Origin of the sequence: Rhizobium sp. R693, assembly GCF_002211315.1 — a bacterium.
GTDB lineage: Bacteria > Pseudomonadota > Alphaproteobacteria > Rhizobiales > Rhizobiaceae > Rhizobium.
The window spans coordinates 288,609-300,859 of the sequence record NZ_LOKY01000047.1 but is presented as its reverse complement, the minus strand read 5'-3'; the positions used below and the strand labels follow the sequence as shown (position 1 = coordinate 300,859).

At 61.2% G+C, this 12,251-nt stretch carries 8 protein-coding genes and 1 pseudogene; 5 read left to right on the top strand and 4 right to left on the bottom strand.

Annotated features, from left to right (window positions below):
• Nucleotides 1-256 (top strand): annotated as a pseudogene (locus ATY79_RS27675) (IS5/IS1182 family transposase); the annotation flags it as partial.
• Nucleotides 257-335: 79 nt separating this feature from the next.
• Here ATY79_RS27675 and ATY79_RS27670 read toward each other — a convergent pair.
• Nucleotides 336-2,645: a methyl-accepting chemotaxis protein gene (locus ATY79_RS27670; protein WP_088693256.1), complete on the bottom strand. Its 2,310-nt coding sequence runs from the start codon at nt 2,643-2,645 to the stop codon at nt 336-338.
• Between the two features lie 239 nt (nt 2,646-2,884).
• Between ATY79_RS27670 and ruvC the strand changes: the two genes are divergently transcribed.
• From ruvC to ATY79_RS27650, 4 genes are all read left to right on the top strand, one after another.
• Nucleotides 2,885-3,397: a crossover junction endodeoxyribonuclease RuvC gene (ruvC, locus tag ATY79_RS27665; RefSeq protein ID WP_088693257.1), complete on the top strand. Its 513-nt coding sequence runs from the start codon at nt 2,885-2,887 to the stop codon at nt 3,395-3,397.
• A gap of 34 nt (nt 3,398-3,431) precedes the next feature.
• Complete coding sequence (gene ruvA / locus ATY79_RS27660) at nt 3,432-4,049, top strand: Holliday junction branch migration protein RuvA (RefSeq protein ID WP_062371768.1); 618 nt, start codon at nt 3,432-3,434, stop codon at nt 4,047-4,049.
• Between the two features lie 79 nt (nt 4,050-4,128).
• Nucleotides 4,129-5,172, top strand: a complete 1,044-nt coding sequence (gene ruvB / locus ATY79_RS27655; protein ID WP_088693258.1) for a Holliday junction branch migration DNA helicase RuvB — start codon at nt 4,129-4,131, stop codon at nt 5,170-5,172.
• Nucleotides 5,173-5,210: 38 nt separating this feature from the next.
• The gene (locus tag ATY79_RS27650; RefSeq protein ID WP_088693259.1) at nt 5,211-5,774 is read left to right on the top strand and encodes a DinB family protein; all 564 of its coding nucleotides are present in this window, start codon (nt 5,211-5,213) and stop codon (nt 5,772-5,774) included.
• Between the two features lie 21 nt (nt 5,775-5,795).
• Here ATY79_RS27650 and ATY79_RS27645 read toward each other — a convergent pair whose 3' ends face one another.
• From ATY79_RS27645 to ATY79_RS27635, 3 genes are all read right to left on the bottom strand, one after another.
• Nucleotides 5,796-7,178 carry an AcvB/VirJ family lysyl-phosphatidylglycerol hydrolase gene (locus ATY79_RS27645; protein ID WP_189637168.1) on the bottom strand — a complete coding sequence of 461 codons (1,383 nt, stop codon included), beginning with the start codon at nt 7,176-7,178 and terminating at the stop codon, nt 5,796-5,798.
• The gene (gene mprF, locus ATY79_RS27640) at nt 7,175-9,778 is read right to left on the bottom strand and encodes a bifunctional lysylphosphatidylglycerol flippase/synthetase MprF (protein WP_088693261.1); all 2,604 of its coding nucleotides are present in this window, start codon (nt 9,776-9,778) and stop codon (nt 7,175-7,177) included. The genes ATY79_RS27645 and mprF overlap by 4 nt, the downstream gene beginning before the upstream one ends.
• Nucleotides 9,779-10,022: 244 nt before the next feature.
• Nucleotides 10,023-12,161, bottom strand: coding sequence for a mechanosensitive ion channel family protein (locus tag ATY79_RS27635; protein ID WP_088693262.1), 2,139 nt, complete (start codon nt 12,159-12,161; stop codon nt 10,023-10,025).
• Nucleotides 12,162-12,251 lie beyond the last annotated feature (90 nt).

Below are 12,251 nucleotides of genomic sequence, written 5' to 3'. Positions count from 1 at the left end.
GTCGCCGCTTCAACAACACGGATGTGGCCCAGCCATCTTCGATCAGATCGTTGAGCAGGCGATCGCCCATGGGCTGGTCGACGGTACGGTGCTCTATACCGACTCGACCCATCTGAAGGCCAATGCCAACAAGGGCAAATACGATCTTGCGATGATCGCGAAGTCACGCTCCGACTACTGGGCCGATCTCGACCGGGCGATCGAGACCGAGCGGACGCTGCATGGTCAGAAGCCGTTGAAGGAAGAAGAGCGCGAGCCGCCGAAAATATCGACGGGTTTGTCAGCGGTCTGAGGCGCCGGTCTCCCGGCCCTTCGTTCATCGTTTGGTCGCTTGGTCAAGCTCGACGGCGCAGGACGTGCACTTCGGCACTCCGATGCTCCTGTGTCAGCGTGAAATTCGCTAGCTGGCGGTCCATTTCGACGGCTTCGGTGGCAAGCCGGTGGATCGCCGCGGTGGTTTCCTCGACCATGGCCGCGTTCTGCTGTGTCATCGCATCGAGTTCGGAAACGGCCGAGTTGATCTGGCGCAGCGTGTCCGCCTCCTCGCGGGTGGTTTCCATGATCTCGGTGATCTGGCCGTTAATGGCCTCGACGTGGCTGCCGATCCCGGTCAGCGCATCGCCGGCGCGCTCGACAAGTGAGACGCCCATTTCGACCTCATGCGTGGACTTCTGCAGCAGGCTCGCGATCTCCTTTGCGGCACTCGATGAACGCTGCGCCAGTTCACGCACTTCCATGGCGACGACGGCAAAGCCCTTGCCGGATTCGCCAGCGCGCGCTGCCTCGACGCCGGCATTGAGCGCCAGCAGGTTGGTCTGGAAGGCAATCGAGTCGATCACGGTGATGATCGAGTTGATCTGGCGAGATGATGCCTGGATCGCTTCCATTGCAGCAATCGTCTCGCGCATGATCTGGCTGGAGCCTGTCGTGTCACGCTTGGCGTCGCGGGCGATGCGTTCTGCATGTTCTGCGCGCTCGATCTGAAGACGAATCGACTGGGTAATCGCATCGATCGCATTTGCAGTCTCGGTGATCGAAGCGGCCTGACGCTCGGTGCGACCGGCGAGCTCGTCGGCACCGGTGCGCATTTCCTCGGAGCCCGCACGCACCGCCATAGAGTTGCCGCCGATCGCCGTCATCGTTTCGCTGAGAGCCGCCAGCGCTTCGTTGAAGTTGATGCGAAGGCCTTCGAGTTCGCTCGGGAAACGGGTCTCGATCTGATAGGCAAGATCGCCGTTGGCCAGATGGTGCAGACCCTCGTCGATCGCCTGAACGACCTCCTGCAGGGTCCGGGCCTCCGCCTCGCGCTCGGCCATATGCTGCTGGCGATCCCGTTCCGCGCGCGCCCGCGTTTCGTTGCTGGCGGCTTCCAGCTCGCGGCTTTCGACCAGCGACTGCTTGAACCGTGCCAATGCCTTGGCCATCGTGCCGATTTCGTCACCGCGGTTCTGGCTGCCGATCTCGACCTCCAGCTTGCCATCGGCAACATCGCGGGTAACGCCGGCAAGACGGGCAAGCGGCGAGAAAAGCAGCTTGGTGATTGCCCAGGTTGCCGCTGCCATGACGATCAGAACGCCAAGCGCAATCATCGTCAGCAGGGTGGCGATTTCGAGAGAACCAGCGTTGAGCTCGCTGATTCGCACGCTTTCCACGACGAGGAAGCGGGAGCCCTGGTAGTCGATGCCACGGACATAGGCTCGCGCCGCGCCATCGGCGCGATCGAAGTCGTCGACCGTCATCCCCTTTGCCGAAAGCGCGTCCTTTACGAAGGTGAAAGGCGCGGTATCGAGCGTGACGAGCTGGCCGGTCGCGTTCACGCCGATCGCCGAGCCGTCATCCGAGATGATTGCCGCCTGCGCCGTGCTGCCGGCCACAATGCCCTTGGCGAGAATGCTGGTGATCATGTTGTCGCGCACCTTGAAGAGCATCACGCCCTTCGCCGCACCCAGCTTGACGATCGGCACGGCGTAGAAGATTGCCGACCTGCCGCTTGCGGCATCGACGCGAAGACCGGAAAAGCCCGTCGGTGCGGAATCGTCCGTCGCCTTGGCGGTGTTTGCGATCGCCTTGGCGAAGGCGAGACCGGCGCCGGTCGACTTCCACGCGTCGGCCTTCAGGTTTTCGGCGAAATCGTCGTTCTTCTTGTAGGAGTAGAGGACGTTACCATCGAGATCGGCAATCAGCAGATCGCTGAAGGCGGTGTTCTCGAGGTCACGGCCAACCTCGCTCTGCGTTGTCTCATGGTTGGAATAGTAGAAGCCGCTTGGCGCCTGCGGCTTCATTAGCTTCTCGCGCTGGTCGGCCGGGTTCGGGTTGTTGGTGATGAACACCTTCTTCAATTCGGCGCGCGCATCGCCTGACGTCTTCTCGATTGTCTTCCAGCCACTTTTCAGGCTCGTGATCGACATCTGCAGCGCTTCGATGCGCGCGATCGAATTCGCCTGGTTTTCAAGCTGCTCAAGCTGATCCTGCAGCATGTCGCCGCGGAAGATCAGGACGCTCTCCTTCGCCTTGAGCGCCTGCTCGCCGGAAATGCGGCTGCTGGCGAAGTAGGCGAGGACATTGATGACCGCGATCGACAGTGCGGTCAGCAGGATGAATGTGGCAATGACCTTGAAGGACAGGGACTGAAATCTCTGAACCATGAACGATGAACCCTTCCGGAACGGCTCATACCGGCAGAACGGGAACGCCCTGCCGGCTGACCTGCAAACAGAACACGGGAGCCTTGCCTTCGCGGGAAGGGAGCTCCTCTCACATTTTATCGGTCAAAAGTCGGCTACGGAGCTTAAATTGCCGTAAACAGCCTCCCTGAAAACAAGGAATGTTTTTGTTTTGTTCACTTATCGATGGCAGTTATTTTGCGAGTGCAATAGGGTGAACCATGCAAAATACGATTCGCATCATCGGCGTTGACCCGGGCCTGCGCCGCACCGGCTGGGGAATTATCGACACGCTCGGCAATTCCTTGCGCTTCGTCGCATCAGGCACGGTAACCTCGGACGGCGACATGGACCTGGCCTCGCGCCTCTGCCAACTGCATGACGGTCTGGCGGATGTCGTCCATAGCTACAAGCCGGATGAGGCCGCGGTCGAACAGACCTTCGTCAACAAGGATGCCGTGGCAACCCTGAAGCTCGGCCAGGCCCGTGGTATTGCCATGCTGGTCCCCGCCCGCGCCGGATTGCCGGTCGCAGAATACGCGCCGAACGCCGTCAAGAAGGCGGTCATTGGAGTCGGCCACGGCGAGAAGCAGCAAATCCACATGATGCTGAAAATCCTGATGCCGAAGGTCGAATTCAAAGGCAATGACGCCGCCGACGCGCTGGCGATCGCCATCTGCCATGCGCACAACCGCGGCAGCAACCGCATGCGGCAGGCGGCACTTGCCGGCTAATCTTCACTGACAATCCACCGAACGGACCATTTGCATGATCGGCAAGCTTAAAGGCACCATCGAAGAAATCGGCGACGACTACGTCCTCGTCGATGTCCACGGCGTCTGCTACGTCGCCTTCTGCTCGGCGCGCACCCTGTCTCGCCTCGGCTCGGTGGGGGAAGCCTGCGTGCTCTTCATCGAAACCTATGTTCGCGAAGACCAGTTGAAGCTCTTCGGCTTCATGACCGCGCTCGAAAGAGAATGGTTCATCCTCCTGCAGAGTGTTCAGGGCGTCGGCGCGAAGGTGGCGCTCGCAGTCCTTTCGACACTGCCTCCGAGCGAACTGGCGAACGCCATTGCGCTGCAGGATCGCACGGCGGTCGCCCGCGCTCAGGGCGTCGGACCCAAGGTCGCCGTGCGCATCGTCACCGAACTGAAGAACAAGGCGCCGGCCTTTGCCGGAGAAGCGTCGGGCACCATCGGCCTCAAGCAGGAACTCGGCGAAGGTGTTGCCGCAGCCCCGGTCGCGGATGCGGTCTCCGCGCTGACGAACCTCGGCTACTCCCGCGACCAAGCGGCCAATGCCGTTGCCGCCGCAATGAAGACTGCCGGTGAAGGCGCTGACAGCGCCAAGCTCATCCGCCTCGGGTTGAAGGAACTGGCTCGCTGATCCAATTGCCCGAGCGGGTGCCAAAAGCCTCTGGCTTGGTGTATTGGTCACGAGCGTTTGAAGATTGGGAAATGCCAGCATGAGTGAAGCCGCGCGCCTGATATCGGCAGAGAAACGAGGCGAAGACCTGGATGTGACGCTGCGGCCGCAATCGCTGGACGAGTTCACCGGCCAGGCGGAAGCGCGCGCAAACCTGAAGGTTTTCATCGAGGCGGCGAAGAACCGCGGCGAGGCGCTCGACCATGTCCTTTTCGTTGGCCCACCCGGCCTCGGCAAGACCACACTGGCGCAGATCATGGCGAAGGAACTCGGCGTCAATTTCCGTTCGACATCAGGCCCGGTCATCGCCAAGGCGGGCGATCTCGCCGCCCTGTTGACCAATCTCGAAGAGCGCGACGTCCTCTTCATCGATGAAATCCATCGGCTCAATCCCGCCGTCGAGGAAATCCTCTACCCTGCGATGGAGGACTTCCAGCTCGACCTCATCATCGGCGAAGGCCCCGCCGCACGCTCGGTCAAGATCGACCTGTCGAAGTTCACGCTTGTCGCCGCAACGACGCGCCTTGGCCTTCTGACCACGCCGCTGCGCGACCGTTTCGGCATTCCTGTCCGTCTGAGCTTCTACACCGTCGAGGAACTGGAACTGATCGTTCGTCGCGGCGCGCGCCTGATGAACCTTCCCATGACCGATGAGGGTGCCCGGGAGATCGCCCGACGCGCCCGCGGCACGCCGCGTATAGCTGGCCGCCTGCTGCGCCGCGTGCGCGATTTCGCCGAAGTGGCCAAGGCCGAAGCCGTCACCCGAGAGATTGCCGATGAGGCACTGACCCGCCTGCTCGTCGACAACATGGGCCTCGACCAGCTCGATAAGCGCTATCTCAACATGATCGCCATCAATTTCGGCGGTGGCCCCGTCGGTATCGAAACCATCGCTGCAGGGCTTTCTGAGCCGCGCGATGCGATCGAGGACATTATCGAGCCCTATATGATCCAGCAGGGCTTCATCCAGCGGACGCCGCGCGGCCGCGTCCTGACCGCAACGGCCTGGAAGCATCTCGGGATGCAGCCCCCCAAGGATCTCGAGGCCGCACAGTTTCGTTTGTTTCAGGAAGACGACGACTGACGCTTGCGGGTAACACCGTCAAGGAAGGGAGTTATCTGATGCCGACGTTCGACCCTTGCAGGACCGCCCGCAAGCTCGCATACAACAATGCGCTTGCGAACCACCGGCTCCATGAAGCTTGCGGCCGGCTGATGCCGGGGGAGTTCGAGGCTGTTCGGGTAAGCTTCTTTACGTCGATCAAGGCAACGCTCAACCACATTCTGACGGTCGACTGGTTTTACGTCGATGCGCTGGAAGGCGGCACGCTCGGGCCAGCCGCCTGGGACATTGAGGAGCCGTTCGACGACATCGCTGCGCTTGCTGCAGAGCAGGCCAAAGTCGATCGTCGGTTGGTGGCATTGTGCGAAGCCGCCACCCCAGAAAAATTGGCGTCAACGACCGAGATTCATCGTGCGGAGCGCATCCAGCGCGAGCGGATGGAGGACGTCTTGAACCATCTGTTCCAGCATCAGACACATCATCGCGGCCAGGTTCACGCGATGCTGGCGGGAACGAGCGTGCCGCCGCCACAGCTCGACGAATTCATCGTCGCGGACGACAGCCGCTTCCGGAGCGGCGATATCGCCGCTCTCGGCTGGAGTGAAGACTATCTGATGCGCTAACCTCTGACGGAACGATGCGCTCTAGTCCTGCAGTCGCGCCTTCAGCCCGTCGATGATCGTCTTGCTCAGGAGCTCATAGTTTTCATCGAAGTGGTGGTCCCCGGCAAGGGCGATCACATCGACACCGCTGTCCTTGAGATCAGGACAAGCGACTTCGTCGTCATCTTCCTTTCCGTAGATGCACTGGACGATTTTCGGATCGACCTTCTTCAGGTCATCAACGGGATCGCCACCGGCACCCTCGGTCTTCTGGCCCAACCAGCCCATGACGGATATCTGGTAATCGACCTCATGCGAGAGAGAAAGGAGCGACATCTGGGCAACGGCTCCCTTGGCAGCCGGTTTCAGCCGAGAAAAGGCGGCGGGCACGACATCGGCTCCGAAGGAATAGCCGATGAGCAATACGTGCTTCACCTTCCACTGCTTGCGATAGAGCTCGATGATCTTGCCGAGATCGTCCGCAGTCTGCTGCGGCTCCCGTTCCGACCAGAAATAATGCAGCGAGTCGATGCCGACGACAGGGACACCCTGTTTCTGCAACGCCGCACCGACCTCCTTGTCGATGTCACGCCAGCCGCCGTCGCCGGAATAGATGATCGCCATGGTGTCGAAGGCCGGCTTGGCATCCAGAATGGTGAGCGGCAGGCCGAGCGGATTGTCGGCACTGCCGGAGGCGTCGATAAGGTCGGAGAGTGTGTCGCCGAGCGTCGTTTGGGCATCGTCCTCGGAGTCGCGGATATCGATGGCGGAATGCTGTTTCTTGAGTTCCTCGACATGCGCGCGGCCGTCTTTGTTGGCGGAGGCCGTGAACGATGCGATGATCGGGTCCGGCAGCGATGTGTCGCTGAGCTCGTAGATCATGCGATCGCCGACCGTCTGCTTCTTCGCCGGCGTGCACAGTTCCTTGGTAAGCGGAATGCCGGCAACGGGATCGATCGCCAGCGTCTGGCTGATCGTCGCATCCGGGGTCTGCGCAGCAATCGCCAATGCTAGCGCGCCGCCCTCGCCGACACCGGCAACAATCGGTAGATGATATGCACTGTTGCCGGCCGCGCGCTGGACCTGCTGGCTCAGCGATTCAATATCGGACACCATGTAGATACAGCCGTCGTTCTGGCTAACGTCATAGTTTCTGAGTGCATTCATATAGGACGGGAAGTCGATACCGATGACGACGGCTCCCTGATCGACGAGACGGCCTGCCTCCGCCTTCTCGCTGTCGCCCCAGCCGGCGCCATCCGATATCAGCACGACTGCCCCCTTCACGTCTCCTTCGGGCAGGAAGATGTGCGGTGACGGGATAAGCCCGGTCTCAAAGCTCTGTGTCGCCTCGGTCGCCGCCATTGCCGCCGGAACGGACAGTGACAGGGCGCAGACGGTCGCAAGAAGGTGTCTTTTCATCATTTCCTCACTACCCCTCTCAATCCGCCGCCGATCAGGAATGTTGCGTCCATCAGAGCAAGCATCGGATTGCCTCCACCCGAAACCGCAAGATATCGCGGATGCCATTGCGGATGGAACTTTGATTTGAAGGCCCTGAGGCCTTTGAAATTATAAAATCGCTCGCCATGCTCGAAGACGGTGCTGCCGATACGATCCCATACCGGCGCCATCTCGCGCTTCGACATGCCCGAGAGCGGCGCCATGCCGAGATTGAAATGCGAGAAGCCTTGGTCGCGCAGGTATTCCATGATCTGGACGAAGAGGAAGTCCATCGACCCCTTTGGGGCATCCGGCGAGAAACGCATCAAGTCGATGGTCCCCTCGTCCTTCGCGGCCGTTATCAACATGTTGGCGAAGGCGACAATCTTGCCTTCACGCTTCAGGATGCCAACCGGCTGGGCAACGATATAGTCAGGATCGAACGCGCCGAGCGAGAAGCCCTTCTCCTTGGCATTATGGTCCTCGAGCCAGGCATTTGAAACCGCGGCAAGCTCATCCATCGCGGCGGGAACGTCTTCCGGCGCGATAACCTCGAATTCAAGGCCGTCACGCTGGGCGCGGCTCGCGGTTTGCCGCAGGTTGGCCCACTTGCCGCCCTTCATTTCGAACGTCTTGAGATCGGCGACAGCAAGTTCACCCAGTTTGAATGCCCTCAACCCCGCATCGGCACAGTGGGAAAGGAGCGCCGGCGAGATCTGATAAAAGACCGCGCGGCAGCCGGCAGCGCGAGCCGACTCCACGAAGCGCCACACCAGCTCTGGAATGGCGCTGCGCTCACCGATCGGATCGAAGAGGGCGATCCATGAGCGTCCCTGCCTTCCGTACATGATGAAGGCGTCACCCTTCTCGGAGAACATGATGCTCTTGTCGCCCATCCGCACAAGATTGGCGTCGGCATAGCGCTGCTTCTCGACGATATTGACTGCCCGCTCCAACGCATCTGTTGACGCCGGCTCCGGTTTGACTGCCACCGGACGAAGCAGGCTGAAGATCGCAATCGCCGAGGAAATGATGGAGATGCCAAGCACGGCGCGAAGACCACGCGGCGCTTCGCCGGCGAATTCGAACTGCCACCAGAGCTCTCTGCTGTACTCCACGTCGCGATATACGAAGAGCAAGATCACGATCGCACCGACGCAGATGACGGCTATCGCCATCAGCCACGAGGCCGTCAGCGTCTGGTTGAGAAGGGAAGCATGTCTGCGGAACAACCGGCGGCTAACGAAGAGGCCGAAAATCAGGAAGCCCAGGAAACATGCCTCGACCAGCGCGATCGCCTTCAGCAGCGACAAGGTCAGCGCCGCCGCGGCAGACAGGATCGACACCCACCAGGCACCATCGAGCTTCTGGCCTAGGCCGCGTGCGGCAACGACCAACGCCAGCCCAAGCAGGCTCGATAGGAAGTGCGCGCCTTCGACAATCGGCAGCGGCAGGTAGTTCGCGAGAAACTCGAGGTTCTGGTCCGGCGTCGGCGTCACGCTCGAAAAGACAAGCATGACGCCGAGAAGCAGCGACAGCGTCGAGAGCAACTGCGGCATCAACCGGATGCCGATCCGCCGGATGCCCGACGCGACCGGGTGATCAGCGAACCGGCGAAGCTCGGTCGCCGATACGGCAAGGACGGCGATCAGCAGCGGCAGAACGTGGTAGATCAGGCGATAGAGCACCAGCGAGCCAAGCACCGCGTCGATGTTCACCGCACTGCCAAGCGAAGCGATAATTACGGTCTCGAACACGCCGAGACCGGCCGGAACGTGGCTCAGGACACCAAGACCAACAGCGATCGCATAGACCGCCAAGAATACCGGCCAGCTGATCGCCGCCTGCGGCAGCAGGACGTAGAGGACCGTCGCCGAGGCGGCGATGTCGAAAGCGGTCACCAGGAACTGCCGCGACCATGTGCGCGAGTCCGGCAGACGGATTTCGACCGGACCCAGGTTGATCGCGCGCTCGTCCCGCCCCATGAACATGATGACGCCCAGGCCGGCGATGACCGCACCGGCCAACAGCCGCAGGGTAACGCTGCCAACATCAATCAACGGCGCAATCTCATCGGAAATGATCAGGAGCGCGATCGCCGCGACACCTGCAAGCCCGAGCCCGAACGACAGCGTTACGAAGGCAATGACCCGGCCAATCTCCTCGGGCGTCAAGCCGAGCCGTGAATAGGCGCGATAACGAATTGCCCCGCCGCTGAGCGCACCGAAGCCGGCTGTGTTGCCAACGGCATAGGCGCTAAAGGCAGTCAGCGCCACCTGCGGAAACGGCAGCTTGCGGCCGACATATTCAATGGCGTTGACGTCATAGAAAACAAGGGCCAGGAAGCTCAGGCCCGTAAAGACCAGCGCCAGCAGGATTGAGCTGACCTTCGTATCCGCCAGCGCCTGCACAACGTCGTCGTAACGCACTTCGTTGGTGAGCTGCACAATCGCAAAGCCGACAAGACAGAAGAGCGCGAGCGTCGCCAATGCCGTCAGGAGCGCGCGATAGCGTCTGAACAATCCACGCACCGAAGATTCCTCGGCCTCTTCTATTTCTTCCAACTTGCCGTGTCCCGACATCTCGTACCGTCGCAATATTCCAGTTTGGTGGGAATCATGTTCGAAACACGTAACACGCGCGGCACGCAAGCTCTATGAATGCGTAGCCTGCCCACCCCTGACCCGCCGTTGTCGCCTGCTTCATCCCCAATTGGGGCAAATTTGGCGCAGGGCGCACCTACGCACATTGCAATTTCGTAACGTTAGCAGCGTTTGGGGGGGGGGCGGCGGCAGGACCGCTCGAGCGACTGCAAGCACTCGGACGCTATGCCGCAGGCTCATCCGAGCTCGGGCGTTGCGAGAGTTGGCGGGCGGCAGCGGCATGCGCTTCAGCCTCGTGCACTTCGCTCGAAACCTGAACCGTCGGGACAGCAAACTCGATGCCGTTCTCCTTGAAGGCGTTGCGGATCATCGCCAGCGCATTGCGCCGGATGACGAACTGCTCGCCGGGCTTGGTCATCATTGCCAGCCGGATGACAATTGCGAACTCGCCGAACTGCTCGACGCCCTTCATCTTCAGCGTTTCGATGATGTGCGGACTGTAATCGGGATTATCAAGCAACTGCTGTCCGATCTGCTTGATCACCTTCTTCGCCTTCACGAGGTCGGTATCGTAGGTCACGTTCAGCGTGATCTTGTCGATGGTCCAGTCGCGGTTGAGATTCTTGACCGCGCCGAGTTCGCCGAACGGCACTGTCGTCAGCGGCCCGCGATGGTGCCGCAGCCGGACGGAGCGCAAGCTGAACGCCTCGACCACGCCCTTGTGGCTGCCGCTCTCGATATATTCGCCGACGCGAAAGGCATCGTCCCAGAGATAGAACATGCCGCTGATGACGTCCTTCACGATGGTCTGCGCTCCGAAACCGACGGCAACGCCGACCACCCCGGCGCCTGCGATCAGAGGCCCGATCTCCACCCCCAGGCCCGACAGCACCATCAGGACAGCAATAACCGCGATAACAACGGCGAGAATATTGCGGAAGATCGGCAACAGGGTCTGCAGGCGGGCACGGCTGGCTTTTTCCTCGTCTGTCATCGCGCCTTCGATCCGAGAGTCATCGAGCTTGCCGTTGATGTAAGCGCGCGCCAGGTGCCACAACAGATCGGCAGCGAGCAAGATGACGATGCCGCCGATCGCGCCGCGAGCAATGCGGTCGATCATGGTCTCTCCCGCCGCCATGCGGTCTGCCACGAGCCCGATCATACGTCCGAACCAGAAGGCAGCGGCTGCGATGATGAGCGCGCGAACGCCGCGATCAAGCAGCACGGTCGCGATCCGGCGCCCGGCGAGAAAGCCTGCCTCCGCCTGATGCAAGGAGCGAACGGCCAGCGTTGCGACGGAAAGTGCGCGCGGCAGGAGCACGGCATAGATCCCGAGCCACAGCAGCAGATTGAAGCCTGACACCCAAAGAAGCCAAAGCACAGCGAAATAGAGCGTCAGTCCCCAGGAAACGGTGACGCTACGATGCTCGCCCTCCTCGACGGGGCGGTGCCAGACCGCCTCCACCGCGATAGCAAACAGCCCGATACCAAGAATATAGCCGACGAAGTAGCGCGCGCCTTCGGAAAAGCCGAGCGGCACCATCAGTTGGATCGCCGCCCATCCGAACGCGAAGTAGATCGCGAAGGTCGCGCAGCGGCGGAACCAAAAAAGGGCCCGCGCTCGTGAAATCTGGCGCTCGCCATCCGCGCGCTGCAAGGTGGCAACGACGACCAGGAGCCGCCCCAGCGCAACGGTAAAACGAGCAACGATGAGCGCGATCGCGATGGCGATGGCCATGGATCGTGTGATCGGTGGCCAGTTGAAAGCAAGCAGGGGCACCAGTGTCGCCATGGAAAAGACGATTGCCGGAACAATGCGATAAAGCAGGTTTGCCGTAGCGTGATGGGCAACGGTGACGACCTCGTCATCAGTCCGTCGGATTCGCGGTTTCGGCACGAGGAGACGAAACAGCAGCTCGACAACCGCTCCGGACAGGAAAAGTGCAATGACTTTCGTTGTTATTAGCACCCAACCGCTTGGCGCGACCTCGCGTTCTACGATGCCGGAAGCGGACTCGACTTCGCCCGGAAGCTCCATCGCGGCATCGGAGACCATCTCGACATGGCGGCGAGCATGATCGACGAGCTCGGACAGGGCCGACATTTCGCCAGCCTCTGCCTGGGTGGCAGCCGGCGCGGCTTTCATTTGCGTCGCCATCCACTCTTTCACCTGCGGCGTTTGCATCAGCTCGAGCATCTGCCGAACTTCTGCCGGCGGTTGAGCAGCCGCGGTCGTGGGCGTGGGAGGCGGTGACGGTAGGTTGGCGGTCTGAGCGGCGGCACCCCAAGCAACGGCAAGGGCGAACGTCATCGATATCAGCAGTTGCATCATGCCACGCGCGCCCATTGCCAGACCCGTCATCCCTTTCCCCCCAAGCGATCTGTCGACAATATATCGCGCCGTACAAAAGGAAAGCCCGCACAGATGGCGCTGCGCGGGCTTGGAAAACGA